Origin of the sequence: Stenotrophomonas maltophilia (genome assembly GCF_900186865.1) — a bacterium.
GTDB lineage: Bacteria > Pseudomonadota > Gammaproteobacteria > Xanthomonadales > Xanthomonadaceae > Stenotrophomonas > Stenotrophomonas maltophilia.
On the sequence record NZ_LT906480.1, the window covers coordinates 2,215,756 to 2,234,424 of the forward strand.

The following is an 18,669-nucleotide window of genomic DNA, read 5'->3' on the forward strand; positions in this document are numbered from 1 at the left end:
TGGATCTACTTGGGCATCGCCAATGCCTGAACGTTCATGTTGGAGATCTGTGTGCCAAGTACGCTGGAAACTGTTCTGAAGACCGTAGGCTTCATTGTCCTCGCGGCACTTCCGTTGGTGATCCTCTGGTTCATTCTTCGGCGAATGTCAGCGACCGCACGTTCTGCATTGGGATCAGGGCTGCGTTTGAATCCCCCTCGCCGGATTTCCGGTAAGTCCATGACCCTGGTGATGGTGGATGGGAAAGAGGATCGGGAGCACTACTTCTTTGATACAGAATCCTTCTACCTGCGGCGGGGCCCGGTGCCTACGGCCGTTCCGCTCTCGCAGATCACCTCGGTCACACGAACGTCCGACAGGATCTACGGGCGCTATGTCTGGCAGGTGTGCTTCAGCAAGGCATCGGGCAGAAAATGCGTGACGTTCACCAACAACCTGACGCTGTTCAACCGCGACTTCCTGCTGTTCCTGGAGGCGGTGCGGAAGGCCAATCCACTGGCAACCGTCGATCAGGCAGGTCTGTTCTTCTAAGATTTTCCAGCTGCTGCTCTAGTTGGTTGGGGTAAGGTGGCACCGTTGCCTTGGATACGGTGCTGGATGATTCAGATGTGTGGGCGTTGAGGCGGTGAATCCACGCGTGGTGTGGATCTACAGCTTGTCTTCCCACCTGCCACACAGCTGGCTCGCCAATTCTCCCAGGCCTTGCCATCGATGCCGGCCTTCAGCGCAATGCCCTGCAGCTCGGCCCAGTTCCTCGGCGACGGTGCGGCCAGCAGCCCGCGCATGAAGGCCTGCATCTTCGCTTCGCCCACCTGTTTCTCCAGCGAGAGCAACAGCAAGGGGGCATAGACGTAGCGATACATCTCGCCCAGATCGGAGTTGCTGTCGATGGCATCGAATGCCGGCAGCGGCGTGTCCTGCGTGTCGATGGCCGATTGCAGTCGCGCAATATAGCGATCGGCCGCGGCATCGCCACTGATCTCACGCAGCGCCTTGATCGACAGGAACTCGGCGCTGGACTCCAGCAGAACCCAGAAGTAGGGGCCCTGCGGACGGTTCAGCGTGCCGAAGTAGTAATGGCCCATTTCGTGTGCGATGTACTGCACGCGCCGTTCAGCATGTTCGCCACCAGCCAGCAGGGAGTCGGCCACATTGCCGATGCTGCCGCTCATGGCGATGGTGGGCCAGGTGGCAAAGCCCCACTCGCTGCCTTCGCGGTCGCGCTCGATCTGGTTGAGCGTGACCATGCGCAGGAAAGTGGGGCGGTCGGCCAGCGGCATGCCCATGTAGCGGCTGTGCACATCGGCTACCTTCTGCAGTGTGCTGGACAGTGCCTGGACCTTGGCCGAGGGCAGGGTCTCGTTAAGGATCGTGACCTGCGCGGTGCGGGTGATCGGGCCGCCGCCGCCGAACAGCAGGATCGGCCGTGCGTTGTCGCTGCGGAATCGCCCCTGCGCGCCTTCGATGGCCGGGCTGCCGTTGAGATACAGAATGCGGCAGCCGGCGCAGTCCACCTGCAGGTCGTAGCGGCTTTCGTTGCTGCGCACGCGGGCCTTGGGGTCGAATGCCTGCGGCAGCCATGCGGACTGTTCGGTGAAGCGGGCGCTGTCGCCGTTGAAGGCCATCATGCCCTTGAAGTCGCCCATGGCATCGTGCTTCGGGTACAGCGGGAACGCGCCCACGTACTGCACGCAGAGCGTGGCGGTGGGCTCGGCCAGGGTGTAGACGCGCGCCTCGCCATCCACGCCCGGGTCGTACCAGCCATCGAACCCTACCGGCTTGCCGTCACCGTCGGTGACCCGCGCGACGTTCAGGCCGGCGTTGAGTACGAACGCGCCCCTTGATTCGGCTGGGAGGTTGGACACGCAGACATTGCCTTCGACGCGGCCGCTGGCAATATCCAGCCGCACGCTGCCGGTGGTGAGCGGCGTGGCCGCCTGCGCGGTCGGCGCGGCCACGCTGGTGGCGGGGGCGAGCAGTGCGGTCAGGGCGGCAGGCAGCAGGGCGGTGCAGGGGTTCATTGGGCCATCCTTGGGTGGATGGCGTTGACTATAGGGCCAACATCGATGGACGCGGAGAGTCTTCTGGTCACCCGGCCTTGTGGGGCTGGTGCAATGCCCTGGCCTGGTGCAGGCATAATGCCAGCGGGGCGAACGGATGCCCGCGAACAGGACGGACGCCTGCGCCATGACGAACATGCCAACCCAGCTCACGACCGACTTCGATGCGATGCTCGACGGTGGTGACATTGCCGAGGCGCGGCGGCTGTTGGCCCCGCAGCTTGCACGCGGCTGTGCTGAAGCGTTGTTCCTCTCTTCTTCGATGCCTGTGGGGGAGGACGACGCACATGCCGAGGCGGACAGCTTCGCGACCCTCAAGCAGGCCGCAGAGAAGGGTTATATCCCGGCAATCCATGCGATAGGGCTGTGCCTGCTGACCGGTGACCGCGTCGAGCAGGACGTCATGCGTGCGGCCGCGCATTTTGAGCGGGCATCGGAGGCCGGCTATCCGTCGGCCATGTACGAGTTTGGCCTGGCGTTGTTCCATGGCAAGGGTGTCGCCAGCGACGTGCCACGTGCGGTGTACCTGATCCGCGCTTCGGCGCAGGCTGGGAATGAGTACGCCAGGGAATTCCTGCTGGCGTATTCATTGAACGTGGACGCGTAGGAAGTGGGTGCGGCGGCCGGTGGCGCTACACTGGCGGCCTACCCCGATGGAAGCTCGCCCATGTTCAGTGGAAAAGTTGCGGTGGTAACCGGCTCCACCAGCGGTATCGGTCTTGGCATTGCCATAGCCCTGGCGCGGCAAGGTGCCGATATCGTGCTGAACGGCTTCGGCGATGCGGCGGAGATCGAACGCATCCGTTCCAAGCTGGAAACCGAGTTCGGCGTGCGCGTGGCGCATGACGGCGCCGATCTTTCCCGTGGCGAGGCAGTGCGCCGGATGATTGAGCATGCCGTCGCGACGATGGGCCGCATCGACATCCTGGTAAACAACGCGGGCATCCAGCACACCGCGCCGATCGAGGAATTTCCGGTCGACAAGTGGGATGCGATCCTGGCGCTGAATCTCTCGGCGGTGTTCCATGCAACGGCGGCGGCCTTGCCGCACATGAAGCAGCAGCGCGCCGGCCGCATCATCAACATTGCGTCGGTGCACGGGTTGGTGGGCTCGGTGAACAAGTCGGCCTATGTGGCGGCCAAGCATGGCGTGGTGGGGTTCACCAAGGTGACCTCGCTGGAGAATGCGGGCACGGGAATCACCGCCAATGCGATCTGCCCGGGCTGGGTGCGGACGGCGCTGGTCGAGCAGCAGATCACCGCGTTGGCCGAGCGCGAAGGCACGGATCAGGAGACCGCCGCGCGTGCGCTGCTGGCTGAAAAGCAGCCGTCGTTGCAGTTCGTGACGCCTGAGCAGCTGGGAGAAATGGTGGTGTTCCTGGCCTCGGACGCCGCTGCGCAGATTACCGGCACGGCGCTGCCGGTGGATGGGGGCTGGACGGCGCGCTAGCTGGCTGGCTGTGCTTTACGCTGCAGCATGGGCAATGCCACCAGCGTGGCGAGAATGGTGAACAGCACCAGCGACGAGCCCACCGTGCCGAAGCCCAGGCCGCCCTTTTCCAGCGGCTTGGTGAGCAGATCGCCGAAGGTGGCGCCGAACGGGCGGGTGAGCACGAAGGCGATCCAGAACAGGATGACCCGGTTGATGCCCGTGATGCGGCTGGCCAGTGCGGTGAGCGCGATGAGGCTGCCGATCAGCAGTGCGCCGCCGGTGAAGCCCAGCCCGGAATCGTCGGCGAGGAAATCACCCAGCGCGGTGCCGAGGGTGTTGGAGAACAGCACGGCGGTCCAGTAGAAGCCTTCGGCGCGGCGTGATTCGATGTTGCTGACCGAGATCGACTTCTCCGACATGCGCCAGGCCAGCAGCACCAGCGCCAGGCAGCCGGCCAGCAGGCTGGCGCCGGTGGCGTAGCCCAGCCCCAGGGTGCGGTCGATCAGGTCAGACAGGGTGGTGCCGGCGGTGCTGGTGGCCAGCACCACCGACCAGAACAGCACCGGGTGGAAGCGCCGCGCCGACAACTGCATGCCCAGCAGGCCGGCGAAGATCGCCAGCAGGATGGCCGAGCTGGCCACGTAGCCCAGGTTGAGCGTCATCGACAGCAGGTCGCCGGCGGTCTCGCCGAGGGTGGTGGCGGCGATCTTCATCACCCAGAAGCCGAGGGTGACCGCCGCCACTTTGCTGTGCAGGGAATCTGCGTCTGAAGCACGCATCGAACGTCGCCAGGGATGCCTGTGGGCGATGCTGTGGCGGCGGGCGTCAGAGCGCGGTCGGAACCGGGTTCGGTGAGGGTGAGCGTGGGGGCGGCGTTCAGCCGTTGCTGGCGGGGGCCGGCAGGCGTGCCAGCAGGGCGTCCCAGTCGGCCACGAAGCAGCCGTTGTGCCCACGGTTGCACTCGGTGATCCACGCGTCCAGCGATTCGCTCTGTGCGCGGTAGCCGCTGACATCGCCCAGGACGGCGAAGTGCAGACGGTAGTTCACCAGCATCTGCAGCCATTGCCCGGCCATGCCGGAGCGCAGCTCGAAGAAGTCTGCCGATAGGCGCTGCACCGGCACGGCGATCCACTCGGCCTGATGCCCAAGGGCATCGCCGACCAGGTCGCGCAGGGCGTTGCCATCCAGAAGCGGGCCTGTATCGGCGCTGCGCAGGACGCGGGTGCTGCCGATCTGTTCGACATGTGTGTGCATCGTGCGCTCTGAAGTTCGTATCGTCCGCCCAGTATGGCCATGGGAGAGGCCAACAGTAAGCAGATGCAGCATGAATCTGGCAAGCGAACGCGCTAGGCTGCGCCGGGCGGCCGCACGAGGCGGGTTCACGATACCGGGGAAGGGCATGGCAGGGTGGAGGAGTCGTTCGTTGTTGAGCGCGGCGCTGGTGTGTTCTGGCCTGCCGGTTGCAGCCGCCGAGCTGTGCACGGTCAGTGCCTACGGTGACGGGCAGGGCAACCTGGCGGTGCTGGGCGCACCCGCTGCGGTGCCGGCCACGGGCCAGCGCTATCTGATGCTGGACGGGCGACGTGGCGCCACCGGCGATGCCAACGCACCGGTGAGCTGCAGCGGCGACGTGGTCAGCTTCAGGACGCCTGCGGGAGCCACGCAGCGCTGGCGGCGACTGCCGACCCGCGATACCGATGCAACGTTCATCAGCGCGGGAACCACGCTGGTTGGGCAGTTGATCGAGCCGGCAGGGCCGGCCGACCCGACGCGGCCGCTGGTGGTGCTGGTGCACGGCTCGGAACGCACGATGGCGGTGGCGGCGATCTACCAGCGCATGCTGGTGGCCCAGGGCATTTCGGTGTTCGCCTACCAGAAGCGTGGCACCGGCGATTCGGAAGGCGAGTACACCCAGAACTTTGAGCTGCTGGCTGACGATGCAGCGGCGGCGCTTGCCAAGGCACGTGAGCTGGCGGCGGGGCGTTTCGGTCGGGCCGGCTACTTCGGTGGCAGCCAGGGCGGGTGGATCGCGCCGCTGGCGGCGACGCGCTCGCAGGCGGATTTCGTGGCGATCGGTTTCGGCCTGGTGGTGTCACCCATCGAGGAGGACCGCGAGCAGCTGTTCGACGAGGCACGCCGCATGCAGCTGGATGCAACGGCGATGAAGCAGGTCGGCCAGCTTTCAGACGCGACCGCGCAGTTGATGCGCACGCATTTCAATGAAGGGTTCGAGGCGCTGGCGAAGGTGCGTACGCAGATCGGTGCCGCACCGTGGGCAAAGAACATCAGCGGCGAATACAGCGGCGACATGCTGCGCATGAGTGAAGCCGACCTGCGCCGGATCGGCCGCGCGCGATTCGACAACCTGGAGCTGATCTGGGACTACGACGCCGAGGCCGCGCTGCGCCGCCTGAAGGTGCCGTTGCTGTGGGTGCTGGCCGAGCAGGACCGCGCCGCGCCGATTGCCGCCACGCGTTCGATCCTGTCGCGCCTGCGCGCGTCGGGGCAACCGATCGACACCTACCTGTTCCCGGATACCGACCACGGCATGGTCGAGTTCCGCACCGATGCCGAGGGCAACCGGGTGTCGACGCGGATCACCGACGGCTATCTTCGCCTGCTGGCCGATTGGATCAAGCAGGATGTGCACGGCAGTTATGGACGTGCGCGCAGATTGAGCGATTGACCGGATGGGGAGCGCCAGCGGCGGATGGCGCTCCGCCGCCGATTGCGGCACGACTCAGTTCGGCTTCGCAAATACGTCCAATCCCTTGCCGGTTTCCAGCAGCGACTTCAGGCTCGACAGCACGATCGGCCAGCCCTGGCGGATGCCGGTATCCATGCCGCTGCCCGGTTCCAGCTCCTCATGGGTAACCGTCAGCCGCACCATGTCCTGATAGGGCACGATGTCGAAGGTGACGCGGCTGTAAGCATCCGGGTTGTCGGCCTGCGAGGCGGCGGCCCAGGTGATGACCAGGCGCGAGGGCGGGGTGCTTTCCACCACTTCACCGACCAGCTCGACCGAGCGCGTTTCGTTGGCACGCACGTGCTGCCAGCGCGAGCCGGGCTTCCAGTCCGATACGTTCTCGTGGCCCCAATAGCGGCTGGCGATCTCGGGGCGGGTGATGGCCTCGAACACCTTCTGTGGCGTGGACGCGATGTAGATCACGTGGATGAAGCGGGTTGACTCTGCGGACATCGTCATTCTCCTTCCAGTTCGCGTTTCAGGTCATGCAGCAGGCTCAGGCGCTGCTGCTCGAACTTGCGTACCCAGCGCTCGTAGACTTCATGCAGCGGCACCGGGTTGATGAAGTGCAGCTTCTCGCGACCACGGCGCACAGTGCTGATCAGGTTGGCGTCTTCCAGAAGGCCAAGGTGCTGAGTGACCGATTGCCGGGCCATGTCCAGGTGCTCGCACAGCTGGCCCAGGGTCTGGCCGTTGTCCTCGCAGAGCAGGTCGAGCAGCGTCCTGCGCGTGGGGTCGGCCAAGGCCTTGAACACCTTGTCTGCATTCATGCGGGGTGTCTTCAGTTCCAGTTGTCGATCCTGACGTCGTGTGGGTTGGGCTGGCCCTTGCCGGTCTCCAGCAGTGCCTTCAGGCTCATCAGGAACACCGCCCACTTTGTGCTGCAGTGGGAGGTGAACTCGACGCGCTCCTTCCAGCCTTCATGGGTGAACAGGACGATGCAGTAATCGCCTTCCTGCTTCAGCACGAAGCGCGCGTGGGTGCCGATCCATTCGGCGGGACCGGCGATGAACCGCCAGAGCACGAGCTCGCCTGGAATGAGCTGTTCCAGCTTCATTTCCATCGCGCCGATCTCCTGGCCGTTGTTGGTGAAACGCGCCTTGACCGTGCCGCCGACCTCACGGTCGCCCCGGGTGTCTTCGGCCCACCAGGCGGCGACGCCTTCGGGCGTGGCCAGGGCCTGGTACACCTGGCTTGCGGGGGCCTTGATGCCGACCCTGTGTGCGATATCCACCATTGCAGGTTCCTCGCGATGGGCCGGCAGGCGCCGCCCTTGGGATGGACTATATGCAGGTAAATGCCTGCATGTCAAATCCGGCCCAGGGACTTCCGACCCTGGTAGTGCTGGCCGCTGGCCGGCATCCTCGTGACAGCTGATTGACGCGTTGACAGGAGTACGTGCATGACTGAAACAGGAAAGGACACCTTGACCATCCGCCGCGCCAGTGCGGCAGATGCCCCTGCGGTGCTGGCGCTGTTCGACGAGGTGATCGAATGGTTCGTGTCGATCGGCAATCTGCAGCAATGGGGCAGCGAGCCATGGTCCACGGTGCCACGCCGGATCACCCAGGTGACCGATGCGTGCGCGCTGCCTGGCGCATGGGTGGCTCAGAACGAGCAGGGTGAGGTGCGTGCGTTCCTGGCGCTGGGCGAGTCGATGCCCTATGTGCCGGCGCCCGATGGGCCGGAGCTGTACGTGCGGGTATTGGTGGCCTCGCGTGATGCGCGCGTGCGCGGCATTGGCCGTCGCCTGATGGCGTTTGCCGATGAGCAGGCGCGCGCTGCCGGCCTCGACCATCTGCGCGTGGACTGCTATGGCGGAGGCAGCGGTGATCTGGTGCGCTTCTACGAGTCCTGCGGCTACACGCGAATTGCGCCGTTCAACATGGACGGCTGGCCAGGCATGCTGCTGGGCCGCCAGCTCTGAAGTGGCTGCGTCATTCGGTCGCAGCGTGCGTGCAGGAAACGGTACATCGGTTCGGTGCTAGAGTAGGGCCATGACCTGCATGGAATGGCTGTGTCATTCCACTGCGGGTTCCTGATGATCCCCTCCGGGAAGGAGCAGCGCATGTACTACAGCAGTGGCAATTACGAAGCCTTCGCGCGCCCGCGCAAGCCCGCCGGTGTGGATGGCAAGCGTGCATGGTTCGTCGGTTCGGGCCTGGCCTCGTTGGCCGGTGCCGCGTTCCTGGTGCGCGACGGCCACATGGCCGGTGAGTGCATCACCATCCTTGAGCAGCAGCAGATTCCGGGCGGCGCGCTGGACGGCCTGAAAGTGCCGGAAAAGGGTTTCGTGATCCGTGGTGGCCGCGAGATGGAAGATCATTTCGAGTGCCTGTGGGACCTGTTCCGCTCGATACCGTCGCTGGAGATCGAAGATGCCAGCGTGCTGGACGAGTTCTACTGGTTGAACAAGGACGACCCGAACTATTCGCTGCAGCGCGCCACCATCAATCGCGGCGAGGATGCACACACCGATGGCCTGTTCACGCTGACCGAGCAGGCACAGAGGGACATCGTCGCGCTGTTCCTGGCCACCCGTCAGGAGATGGAGAACAAGCGCATCAACGAAGTACTGGGCCGTGATTTCCTGGACAGCAACTTCTGGCTGTACTGGCGAACCATGTTCGCGTTCGAAGAGTGGCATTCGGCGCTGGAGATGAAGCTGTACCTGCATCGCTTCATCCACCATATCGGCGGCCTGCCGGATTTCTCGGCGCTGAAGTTCACGAAGTACAACCAGTACGAATCGCTGGTGCTGCCGCTGGTGAAGTGGTTGCAGGACCAGGGCGTGGTGTTCCAGTACGGTACCGAGGTGACCGACGTCGACTTTGATCTGCAGCCGGACCGCAAGCAGGCCACGCGCATCCATTGGATGCATGACGGTGTAGCCGGTGGCGTGGAACTCGGCGCGGATGATCTGCTGTTCATGACCATCGGTTCGCTGACCGAGAACTCGGATAATGGCGACCACCACACTGCGGCACGCCTGAACGAAGGCCCGGCGCCTGCCTGGGACCTGTGGCGCCGCATTGCCGCGAAGGATGACGCGTTCGGGCGTCCGGATGTGTTCGGCGCGCACATTCCAGAAACCAAGTGGGAATCGGCAACGGTGACCACGCTGGATGCGCGCATTCCGGCCTACATCCAGAAGATCGCCAAGCGCGATCCCTTCAGCGGCAAAGTGGTGACCGGCGGCATCGTCAGCGTGCGCGACTCGCGCTGGCTGATGAGCTGGACGGTGAATCGCCAGCCACATTTCAAGAACCAGCCCAAGGACCAGATCGTGGTCTGGGTGTATTCGTTGTTCGTGGATACGCCCGGCGACTACGTGAAGAAGCCGATGCAGGACTGCACCGGCGAGGAGATCACGCGCGAATGGCTGTATCACCTGGGCGTGCCGGTGGAAGAGATCGATGAGCTGGCCGCGACCGGCGCGAAGACAGTGCCGGTGATGATGCCGTACATCACGGCGTTCTTCATGCCACGCCAGGCAGGTGACCGCCCGGACGTGGTGCCGGAAGGTGCGGTGAACTTCGCTTTCATCGGCCAGTTCGCCGAATCGAAGCAGCGCGACTGCATCTTCACCACCGAGTACTCGGTGCGCACGCCGATGGAGGCGGTGTACACCTTGCTGGGGATCGAGCGTGGCGTGCCGGAGGTGTTCAATTCCACGTATGACGTGCGCTCGCTGCTGGCCGCGACCGGGCGCCTGCGTGATGGCAAGGAACTGGACATTCCCGGGCCAGCGTTCCTGCGCAACCTGCTGATGAACAAGCTGGACAAGACCCAGATCGGTGGTCTGCTGCGCGAGTTCAAGCTGGTGCAGGAGGACTGAGCGGGGCGTGGGTAGCGCCGGGCCATGCCCGGCGAGCCCGGCAGCGGGTAGTTGACAGCGTTTCAACCTACTAGTAGGTTGGTGACATGAAAGAGTCGCTCTCGCCCAAGGCCCAGGAGATCCTGACCCATGCCCGTTCGCTGCTGGAGGCCGGTGGCTACAACGGTTTCAGCTACGCCGACGTGTCCGCGCGGGTGAACATCAGCAAGGCCAGCATCCATCACCACTTCCCCAGCAAGGCGGACCTGGTGCGCACGGTGGTTGAACTGTACCGGGCCGAGGCGCGCGAAGGCCTGGCGCTGCTGGACCGGCAGCTGGACGACCCGCTGCAGGAGCTCAACGCCTATGTGGAGTACTGGTCCAGCTGCATTGCAGGGGGGACGTCGTCGTTCTGCATCTGCGCGATGCTGGCAGCGGAGGCGCCGATGATCCCTGCGGAGATTGCCGATGAAGTGCGCGGGCATTTCGAGGATCTGAGCGGGTGGCTGACGGTGACGCTGGAGAAGGGCGCGGCGCTGGGCCAGTTGCGCCTGCAGGGTTCCCCTGCGGACGAGGCCAGGGCGTTCATGTCCTCGGTGCACGGCGCGATGCTGGCCGCGCGCGGTTTTGGTGACGCGGCGACCTTCGCGGCACTGGCACGGTTGGCGATCGCGCGGGTGAGTGCGGCGCTCTGAGAGATGTGTGGTGGGCCTGCGGCGACGCGGGCCTTCTTTTTGAGTCCAATGCCTACCTACTAGTAGGTTCATTCTATCCCTGGAGATGTCCCATGTCCCACCCTCTGTCCACGCTTGGCGTGATCCATACCGCTGTCAGCCTGATCCCGGTGTTGAGTGGCCTGTATGCCTTCATTCGCCATCGCGCAATCGATCCCGCCACGCGCGCGGGCAAGCTGTACCTGGTGGGGCTGGTGCTGTCGGTGGCCACCTCGTTCACCGTGTCCAGCACGGGCGGGATCAACCCCGGCCACGCATTCGGGGTGATCGTGCTGCTGGTGGCATTCGGCGGCGTGCTGGCCGCGCGGCTGCGCTGGCTGGGGCGCGCAGCACCTTATGCATCGACGTTTGCGCTGTCTTTCAGCTTCCTGCTGTCGTTGGTGCCCGGCGTCAACGAAACGCTGACCCGCGTGCCGGCAGCGCATCCGATTGCTGCCGCGCCGATGGCCCCGGTGGTGCTGCACACGCTGCTGGTTTGCCTGGTGGTGTTCGTGATCGGCGTGGCCGCGCAGTGCTGGAGGCTGCGAAACCGTGCCTTGGCAGGACGATCCTGAGACGCCGCCGGTCACTCCGGCGCGGCAAGTGCGCCCAGCAGTGCCACCGGTTCGATCAGTGCAGCCGAGCGCGCCGGGTCAAGTTGAATGTGCCGGCTGCAGAAGCCGAACGATCGGCCTGCGGCACGCTCGGGGACGCGTGCGCTCGCGTCCGGTGTCTCAATCTCCAGCACCTCATCCACGGCCAGCGCCAGCGTTGCGGTACCGGCATTGATCAACAGCATGGCCGGGCTGCCACCGTCGAATGCCGCTTGGCCGCTCATGCGGCGCAGATCGACCACGGGTAATGGCTGCCCACGGACTTCCAGGGTCGGCCTGCCGTTGCGGTCTGCAGGGCCGAATGCCTCCAGGCCGCGAATTTCGACGGCAGCCTGGATGTCGATCGCGAACAGGGCGGTGCCTGCACGCACGATCACGATCTCGAACAGGTCGGCGGGCGATGCGCGTTTTTCCATTGCAGGTGGGGCGGGTACTGGCATGCGATGGGCGTGGCGAAGACAGCGGGAAGGAGGATCCTGATGATGACGCCCGAACGTAGCGCACGGCCGCGTCGGCAGGCGCACGCAAGGCGTCGGTTCAGTCTGTATCAGGCGGGGGCGCGTGGCGGCTCGACGGTGCCGATGCGTGGGAAATGCGGACGCAGCAGGCCAACGAGCTGATCCATGCCTGGAACGGAATGGCCAAATTCGTCCCATCGCGCATTGACCAGCCCGGACACGACGATCTGCCCGGTCTCGATGCGGGTCATCGCCCAGTAGGGTACGGCGCGTGCGCCGATTGCCATGTCCAGTACCGGGGTGACGGCGGCGTGCGAACGACTGTCCTGGATGCGGCGCCTGACCGCCTCCAGGCCGTCGGGCGGGCCTTCGATGTACTGGAAAAACCGCTGCCCGTCGACGAGCAGCGCTCCGGTAACGTCCACCCGGCGATTGAACGCGGCAGAGCCGGAGACGATCTGGCGGAGGGTTTCATCGGAAAGCCCAGCCGACATGTGGCTGGAGTAAGCAAATGCGTGGAGCATGGAAGGGGCTTCGTGTGACGCACGTCACTATACGCACGCAAGCTCGCACCGTCGTGAGGCTTTGCTCACGCCACGCCTGGCACCGCGCACTGGGTCAACAGCCCACCAGGCGGTCGGCACCGAGACCGCTGCGGTGCTGGTTGCGGTACTCGGTAGGGCTCGCATCGACCTGGCCACGGAAGTGACGACGGAACGATTCCTGCGAACCAAAGCCAGCCTGTTCTGCGATCCACTGCAGCGGCCGGTCGGTGGTTTCCAGCAGCTCGCGGGCGTAGGCCACGCGCTCGCGGATCAGCCAATCGATGGGCGACAGGCCGGTGGCCTCCAGGAACTGCCGCTGCAGGGTGCGCTGGCTGAGTGCGGCCTGCTCGGCGAGGCTGCCCAGTGAGTGTGGCTCGCGCAGGTTGCGGCGCATCCATTCCATCAGCTTTGCCAGGCGCGTGGGCTCGCCATGGGGAATGGCGCGGCTGACGCGCTGGCTGCGTTCGGCATCACGCCATGGCGCCAGTACCAGTCGCTCGGCCACCAGGTTGGCCACGCGCGCGCCGTAATCCTTGCGCACCATGTGCAGCATCATGTCCATGCCGGTCGCCGAGCCGGCCGAGGTGATGATGCTGCCGGTATCCACATACAGTGCATCTTCGCGCACATCGATGCGCGGGAACTCGCGTGCGAGCGCGTCGGTGAGGCGCCAGTGGGTGGTGGCCTGGCGGCCATCGAGCAGCCCGGCCCAGGCCAGCACGAAGGCACCGGAGCAGATCGAAGCGATGCGCGCGCCACGGCCGTGGGCACGGATGAGTGCATCAAGCAGCGCCTGAGGCGGGCGCTCGCTGGGCTCGCGCCAACCGGGAATGACGATGATGTCGGCGTCGTCGACTGTGCTGAGGTCATAGGGAAGCTGCACCTGCGTTCCGCCAAGCATGCGCAGCGCACCAGGTTCACCCGCGCACAGCTGGGTGCGATACCAGGCCACGCCGAGTTCCGGCCGCACCGGCGCGAACAGGCCAACCGCACAGCCGAACTCGAACAGGCCCTGGCCGTGGCAGGCAACGATGGCGACGAGCGGTGCGCTGGGATCGGCGGGTGGGCTGGGCATGGCTTGATGCTACGGATGCAGATGCGGTGCGCTGCGTGGTGCGAGGGCATGAGGTGATGCCTGTGGAGCATGTGCACGGGGGCATTCGTCTGGCCTGGGGCACCCGACGGGGTAGAGTCGACTGTTAGTCGACTGCTGTTGGCGATACCGCCTGGAAGCCCGCGCTGCGCGCGATAGTCGACTGACAGTCGACTCTACCCCCGTAGGTTGCCGCCCGCCGCCCGCCGCCCGCCGCCCGCCGCCCGCCGCCCATCACCCATCACCCATCACCCATCACCCACCGCCCGCCGCCCGCCGCACATCATCCAGCGTCGATTGCCCATCGCCATCCCATGGGCGTGGTGCGCAGGGCTGCCTAACGTCATTACCAGCAGTCATGTGGGTGGCCGGATGTTACGGCTGGGTGACGCGATCCCGCCTGTTGCCGTGGGTGAACAGGCCCTTGAATGGAAGCGTGTTTCCGGCCCACCCCCACGAGCCCCCATGCCTGCCGCCCACACCCCTGTCCTGAGCACTCTCGCTGTTCTGATCACAGCCGTCCTTGCCGCTTCACCCAGCCATGCGGCTGAAGCCGATGCGGATCCTGCTGCCGCCGCTGCGACGGCCAACGTGGCCGCGTCCACGCTGGATGCGGTGGTGGTGACCGGCTCGCGCACCAGCACGCGCACGGTGAAGAACAGCTCCACGCCTATCGATGTGATCTCCGCCGAAGACCTTGCCGCGACCGGGCAGGGCAACCTGCTGGAAGCGCTGCAGCGCAGCCTGCCGTCGCTGAGCCAGATCGGCGGCTACCAGAGCGACCAGGAGAGCCTGATCCGTGGCTACCAGCTGCGCAACCTGTCACCGGGCTACACGCTGGTGCTGGTGAACGGCAAGCGCCGCAATGCCAGTGCCTATGTAAGCGGTGCCAATGGGGGCGGCTTCCCAGGCCATGCGTGGGCGGACCTGGCGTTGATTCCGGTGTCGGCCATCGACCACGTGGAAGTGCTGCGTGATGGTGCGTCGGCCATCTATGGCTCCGATGCGATTACCGGTGTGGTCAACGTGATCCTGAAGTCGCAGGCCCACGGTGGCGATGTGTCGGTGGAGAGCGGGCAGAGCATCGATGGGGATGGCTCGCGCACCAGCGTGCGTGCCAACGTGGGCCTGCCGTGGGGTGCCGATGGCTTCGTCAACCTCTCCGGCGAGACCACCCGCCAGCATCATGCGATCCGCACCCGCCGCTACATCGATGGCTATCTGAGCTACCCGGCGGTGGATGGTAGCGGCAATCTGGTCGCACTGCGCCCGAACAACCGGTTGCCGGCCGGCGCATCGCCGAACCCGGCCGAAGCCAGCCGCAATGCCGAGGCCAACACCATCCTCAGCTCCCCGTCGTATGCGCTGAAGGCGTTCGCGGTGAACGTGGGCCGTGGCCTGGGCGAGAGCGCGCAGTTCTACGCCAACGCCACGGCCAGCGATCGCACCGCGCAGGCAATCCAGAACTTCCGCCTGCCGGCGACCATCTTCACCACCTACAAGGCGCCCGGGGTGCTGAGCGTGTTTCCCGATGGCTTCCTGCCCGTGCTGGAAACCAAGGAGAAGCAGTACACCGGCACCGCGGGCGTGAAAGGCCAGATCGCAGGCTGGGACTACGACGCAAGCCTTACCGGCAACCGCAGCACGGTGCGCACCTATACCCGCAACTCGGTGAACTACTCGTTGCCGTACCCCGGATCGCCCACTGACTTCTATGACGGCAAGCTGGACTACCAGCAGGGCATCGCCAACCTGGACCTGCGCCGTGGCTTCGAGGTGGCGGCGTTTGCGTCGCCGCTGGAGGTGAGCGCGGGCGCCGAGTACCAGCACGAACAATACGAGCGTGGGGCAGGGCAGTGGGAGTCGTACACCGGCTTTGGTGCCGCGGCGTTCGTGGGCTACTCCACCGCCGATGCGGTGAAGGCGACGCGCAACAGCAAGGCGGTCTATGTGGGCGCGGCCAGCAACATCACCTCGCGCTGGTATCTGGATGCGGCGGCGCGCTGGGAAGACCATTCCGACTTCGGCAGTGTCTCCACCGGCCGCCTGACCACGCGCTTCGACTTCACCGATGCGCTGGGCGTGCGTGCCACGGTCAGCAACGGTTTCCACGCGCCCAGCCTGGGCGCGCAGTTCTACCAGGCCACTGGCAGCTGCCCGTGCGGTACCACGCTGGTGGCGCAGGTGTCTTCGCCGGCAGCGGTTGCGCTGGGTGCTACGCCGCTGAAGCCCGAGAAAGCCACCAACTACAGCCTGGGCGTGACCTGGGACCCGAGCCCGGCGTTCCACCTGGCCGTGGATGCCTACCAGATCGACATCCGCGGCCAGCTCGGCCAGTCCAGCCAGATCGGCTACAACGCGCAGGATCCTGCACGCGTCACCGACAACAGCGGCACGGTGCTGACTGCGGCGCAGAAGAACACCATCGATGCGCTGTTGGGTTCGGCCGGCATCAGCATCCTGCCGGGTGATGCGTTCTACGCCAGCTACTTCACCAACGTGGGCAACACCCGCACGCGCGGTGTCGAGCTGACCGTGGAAGCGAACCAGGAAACGGCCTGGGGCAAGCTGCGCTGGAGCTACGCGGCCAACGTGGGGCGCACCACCATCCAGAAGGTCAGCGACATTCCGGCGGCGCTGCAGGGGCTGCCGAACATCAACCTGCTGACCAAGAGCAGCGAGTACGCGCTGCGCTTCCGCACGCCCAGCTACACGCAGGTGGCGGGGTTGGGCTGGCAGAACGGGCGCTGGCGCTCGAACGTCGACTTCACCTACTACGGCCCGATCAAGCGCTTGAACAACGGCGTGGAGTACAAGCAGCCGCCGGTGCTGGTGACCAATCTCTCCGGTGGCGTGGAACTGGGCGCAGGCTGGAGTGCGGCGCTGGGCATCAACAACGTGTTCGACAAGCGCACGCGCAAGGTGCCGGAGTACGCGCGCAGTGCCACCGATGTGGCGAGCATCGAGACGACCTGGGACAACGGCGACGTGTTGAGCAACGTCGGCGCGTACTGGTACGGGCGGGTCAGTTACCGGTTCTGAGGTTCACGCCAAAGGCGGCCGGACGTGGTTCGGCATCATCGAGGAGCATTTCATGTCTTCTGCATTGAAGGTGGTGGCAGTGGTGGGATCACCGACCAGCTCGGCGACGTCGCGCACGTTGCTGCTGGTGCGGCACTTGTTGGCGTCGTTGCAGCAGCGGGTGCATGCCAGCGTGGAGCTGGTGGAGCTGGCGCCGATCGCGCGTTCGCTGGGGCAGTCGCTGTCGCGCGATGAAGCGGAGCCAGCCGTAGAGCAGGCACTGCAGGCAATCGAGGCGGCCGGTCTGCTGGTGGTCGCGGCACCGGTGTATCGCGGTTCCTATCCCGGGTTGTTCAAGCACCTGGTCGATTTCATCGGGCTGGAAGCGCTGGTGGATACGCCGGTGCTGCTGGCGGCGACCGGTGGCAGCGAGCGCCATGCGTTGGTGATCGACCACCAGTTGCGGCCGTTGTTCAGTTTCCTGCAGGCGCACACGCTGCCGATCGGGGTGTATGCCACGCCTGCCGACTTCGATGGCGAGCAGATCAACAGTGCAGCCTTGCAGGCGCGCATCGCACTGGCGGCCGAGCGCGCGGCAGGGCATCTGGCTTCGCAGGCGCTGGCGGTACCGGCGCCGCTGCGAAGGATCGCCTGACGGCATAACCGGCGGCGCTTTGCTTATGGCCAAGGCGCATCTGCATGGCCGGATCTGACCGCCGATTGTCGCCTGGCATCGCCGTGCCGACCGCCGTCATCTCTAGCATCGATATCGAAGCGGCATCGCATTGCCGCCCCCCGATGAGGACGACCCCGTGAGTCTGGACGCAACCGACAAGCCCATCCTGTTCCTGCTCGACCGTGAGTTCGAGGACGGACAGATTCCCGGCCAGCGCTTCTTCTGCCGGCACAGCCTGTTGCTGGAAGGTGCGCTGTCGAGCATCGACGGCCTGGACGCGCAGCTGGACGTGCGCCGCATCGGTTTCGCACGGCCGCGCCGGGAGGTGATCGCCGAAATCGGCGAGCAGGACCAGTCGCTGCCGAAGCTGGTGCTGCCGCAGGGCGTGCGCAGTGACCTCGCGAGTGGCGTGCACCAGGACCGCCAGTACATCTCCGGTGCCGAACCGATCCTGGCCGCGCTGAACGGGTTGCTCGGCATCCCCGTGGCCCATCCCTGAGCGAGGACGCGACCATGAGCTATCAGATCAGCGTGTTGGACAAGAGCCCGGTGGCCGAAGGCGCCTCGCCGGAGCAGGCGCTGCGCAACAGCCTGCAGCTGGCGCAGCGCGCCGAACAGCTGGGCTATCACCGCTACTGGTTTGCCGAGCACCACGCCGCGCCGACGTTGGCCAGCCCCGCACCGGAAGTTCTGGCGGCCTGGGTGCTGGCGCAGACCCGGCGCATCCGCATCGGCAGTGGCGGGGTGATGCTGCGCCACTACGCGCCGTACAAGGTGGCGGAGAACTTCAACCTGCTGGCGGCGCTGGCGCCAGGGCGCGTGGATCTGGGCGTGGGCAAGGCGCCCGGCGGCCTGCCGGCATCTACCGCTGCATTGGCAGCGGGGCGGCCGGCGTTTGCCGACTTCGACCAGCAACTGCGCGATCTTGAGGGCTATCTGTCCGGCGCCGAAGCCGATGTGCTGGCGCGGCCGATTCCGCAGCAGGCGCCGGAGCGCTTCCTGCTCGGTGCCAGCCCGCAGAGTGCACGGCAGGCGGCCGAGCTGGGCTGGCGTTTCGTCTACGCCGCGCACTTCGACGGCGACCCGAAGCACATCGAGGCCGCGTTCGACGCCTACCGCAGCGTCTCCTCGCAGCCACCGCTGCTGGCTACGGTGGCCTTCGCCGCGCCGACTGCCGAAGCCGCTGCGCGTCATATTGGTGCGCTGCGCGTCTACAAGCTGCACCTCGGTCCCGGGCAGACCGTGAACCTGCCCAGCCCAGAGGCGGCTGCCGAGTACGCACGCCAGGTGGGCGTGGCCGACTTCCGCATCGAGGAAACACGTCCGAGCGTGTTGTCCGGCGATGCGCAGCACGTGCGCGGCGAACTGGACGCGCTGCACCGGCGCTTCGGCGTGGGTGAATTCATCCTCGATGCGCCGGTGGCCGACCTCGACGCACGCCTGACATCCCTTGAACTGCTGTCGCCCGCGCCGCGCGCGGCGGTGGCCTGACCT

General features: G+C 65.8%; 21 protein-coding genes. 12 read left to right on the plus strand and 9 right to left on the minus strand.

What is annotated here, in order from left to right:
- The first annotated feature begins 51 nt into the window (after window positions 1-51).
- Entirely contained in the window at window positions 52-531 is a 480-nt protein-coding gene (locus CKW06_RS10755) for a hypothetical protein (RefSeq protein WP_231910930.1), read from the plus strand.
- Between the two features lie 71 nt (window positions 532-602).
- On the opposite strand, the gene CKW06_RS10760 is transcribed toward CKW06_RS10755, so the two are convergent.
- Window positions 603-2,021 (minus strand): hypothetical protein, encoded by a 1,419-nt coding sequence (locus CKW06_RS10760; protein WP_024958127.1) that lies wholly within the window; start codon window positions 2,019-2,021, stop codon window positions 603-605.
- 166 nt (window positions 2,022-2,187) lie between these two features.
- Between CKW06_RS10760 and CKW06_RS10765 the strand changes: the two genes are divergently transcribed.
- A complete protein-coding gene (locus tag CKW06_RS10765) occupies window positions 2,188-2,667 on the plus strand; it encodes a tetratricopeptide repeat protein (RefSeq protein WP_158079765.1) in 480 nt (159 codons plus the stop codon).
- Window positions 2,668-2,727: 60 nt separating this feature from the next.
- Window positions 2,728-3,510, plus strand: a complete 783-nt coding sequence (locus tag CKW06_RS10770; protein ID WP_024958129.1) for a 3-hydroxybutyrate dehydrogenase — start codon at window positions 2,728-2,730, stop codon at window positions 3,508-3,510.
- Here CKW06_RS10770 and CKW06_RS10775 read toward each other — a convergent pair.
- On the minus strand, window positions 3,507-4,271 hold the full coding sequence (locus tag CKW06_RS10775) for a COG4705 family protein (RefSeq protein ID WP_024958130.1): 765 nt from the start codon (window positions 4,269-4,271) through the stop codon (window positions 3,507-3,509). The genes CKW06_RS10770 and CKW06_RS10775 overlap by 4 nt on opposite strands.
- A 97-nt stretch (window positions 4,272-4,368) precedes the next feature.
- Window positions 4,369-4,746 (minus strand): DUF4180 domain-containing protein, encoded by a 378-nt coding sequence (locus CKW06_RS10780; RefSeq protein ID WP_024958131.1) that lies wholly within the window; start codon window positions 4,744-4,746, stop codon window positions 4,369-4,371.
- A gap of 172 nt (window positions 4,747-4,918) precedes the next feature.
- Here CKW06_RS10780 and CKW06_RS10785 point away from each other — a divergent pair, with 172 nt between their 5' ends.
- Window positions 4,919-6,178, plus strand: a complete 1,260-nt coding sequence (locus CKW06_RS10785; RefSeq protein ID WP_231910933.1) for an alpha/beta hydrolase family protein — start codon at window positions 4,919-4,921, stop codon at window positions 6,176-6,178.
- Between the two features lie 54 nt (window positions 6,179-6,232).
- Here the strand turns inward: CKW06_RS10785 and CKW06_RS10790 are convergent, their stop codons facing one another.
- From CKW06_RS10790 to CKW06_RS10800, 3 genes are read right to left on the minus strand one after another with little or no spacing between them, the layout of a single operon-like run.
- Window positions 6,233-6,691 (minus strand): SRPBCC family protein, encoded by a 459-nt coding sequence (locus CKW06_RS10790; protein WP_005409329.1) that lies wholly within the window; start codon window positions 6,689-6,691, stop codon window positions 6,233-6,235.
- A gap of 2 nt (window positions 6,692-6,693) precedes the next feature.
- On the minus strand, window positions 6,694-7,008 hold the full coding sequence (locus tag CKW06_RS10795; protein ID WP_005416268.1) for an ArsR/SmtB family transcription factor: 315 nt from the start codon (window positions 7,006-7,008) through the stop codon (window positions 6,694-6,696).
- A gap of 11 nt (window positions 7,009-7,019) precedes the next feature.
- Window positions 7,020-7,475: an SRPBCC family protein gene (locus CKW06_RS10800; protein ID WP_024958133.1), complete on the minus strand. Its 456-nt coding sequence runs from the start codon at window positions 7,473-7,475 to the stop codon at window positions 7,020-7,022.
- A 165-nt stretch (window positions 7,476-7,640) separates the two neighbouring features.
- Between CKW06_RS10800 and CKW06_RS10805 the strand changes: the two genes are divergently transcribed.
- From CKW06_RS10805 to CKW06_RS10820, 4 genes are all read left to right on the plus strand, one after another.
- Window positions 7,641-8,165, plus strand: a complete 525-nt coding sequence (locus CKW06_RS10805; RefSeq protein WP_024958134.1) for a GNAT family N-acetyltransferase — start codon at window positions 7,641-7,643, stop codon at window positions 8,163-8,165.
- Window positions 8,166-8,306: 141 nt separating this feature from the next.
- The gene (locus CKW06_RS10810; RefSeq protein WP_024958135.1) at window positions 8,307-10,076 is read left to right on the plus strand and encodes an oleate hydratase; all 1,770 of its coding nucleotides are present in this window, start codon (window positions 8,307-8,309) and stop codon (window positions 10,074-10,076) included.
- An 86-nt stretch (window positions 10,077-10,162) separates the two neighbouring features.
- Window positions 10,163-10,750, plus strand: coding sequence for a TetR/AcrR family transcriptional regulator (locus CKW06_RS10815; protein WP_024958136.1), 588 nt, complete (start codon window positions 10,163-10,165; stop codon window positions 10,748-10,750).
- A gap of 92 nt (window positions 10,751-10,842) precedes the next feature.
- On the plus strand, window positions 10,843-11,343 hold the full coding sequence (locus CKW06_RS10820; protein ID WP_005413048.1) for a hypothetical protein: 501 nt from the start codon (window positions 10,843-10,845) through the stop codon (window positions 11,341-11,343).
- Window positions 11,344-11,354: 11 nt separating this feature from the next.
- Here CKW06_RS10820 and CKW06_RS10825 read toward each other — a convergent pair whose 3' ends face one another.
- The 3 genes from CKW06_RS10825 to ftrA all read right to left on the minus strand — a co-directional run bounded on the left by CKW06_RS10825 (window position 11,355) and on the right by ftrA (window position 13,460).
- Window positions 11,355-11,906 carry a chemotaxis protein CheW gene (locus tag CKW06_RS10825; RefSeq protein WP_224481844.1) on the minus strand — a complete coding sequence of 184 codons (552 nt, stop codon included), beginning with the start codon at window positions 11,904-11,906 and terminating at the stop codon, window positions 11,355-11,357.
- Between the two features lie 23 nt (window positions 11,907-11,929).
- The gene (locus tag CKW06_RS10830) at window positions 11,930-12,364 is read right to left on the minus strand and encodes a BLUF domain-containing protein (RefSeq protein ID WP_012479978.1); all 435 of its coding nucleotides are present in this window, start codon (window positions 12,362-12,364) and stop codon (window positions 11,930-11,932) included.
- 94 nt (window positions 12,365-12,458) lie between these two features.
- Complete coding sequence (gene ftrA, locus CKW06_RS10835; protein ID WP_005413045.1) at window positions 12,459-13,460, minus strand: transcriptional regulator FtrA; 1,002 nt, start codon at window positions 13,458-13,460, stop codon at window positions 12,459-12,461.
- 483 nt (window positions 13,461-13,943) lie between these two features.
- Between ftrA and CKW06_RS10840 the strand changes: the two genes are divergently transcribed.
- The 4 genes from CKW06_RS10840 to CKW06_RS10855 all read left to right on the plus strand — a co-directional run bounded on the left by CKW06_RS10840 (window position 13,944) and on the right by CKW06_RS10855 (window position 18,666).
- Window positions 13,944-16,520, plus strand: coding sequence for a TonB-dependent receptor plug domain-containing protein (locus tag CKW06_RS10840; protein WP_038645913.1), 2,577 nt, complete (start codon window positions 13,944-13,946; stop codon window positions 16,518-16,520).
- Window positions 16,521-16,572: 52 nt separating this feature from the next.
- Window positions 16,573-17,154, plus strand: a complete 582-nt coding sequence (msuE, locus tag CKW06_RS10845) for an FMN reductase (protein WP_024956916.1) — start codon at window positions 16,573-16,575, stop codon at window positions 17,152-17,154.
- 157 nt (window positions 17,155-17,311) lie between these two features.
- Window positions 17,312-17,674 carry a DUF3088 family protein gene (locus CKW06_RS10850; protein ID WP_005409341.1) on the plus strand — a complete coding sequence of 121 codons (363 nt, stop codon included), beginning with the start codon at window positions 17,312-17,314 and terminating at the stop codon, window positions 17,672-17,674.
- Window positions 17,675-17,688: 14 nt separating this feature from the next.
- The gene (locus CKW06_RS10855; protein ID WP_005409342.1) at window positions 17,689-18,666 is read left to right on the plus strand and encodes an MsnO8 family LLM class oxidoreductase; all 978 of its coding nucleotides are present in this window, start codon (window positions 17,689-17,691) and stop codon (window positions 18,664-18,666) included.
- Window positions 18,667-18,669: the final 3 nt, after the last annotated feature.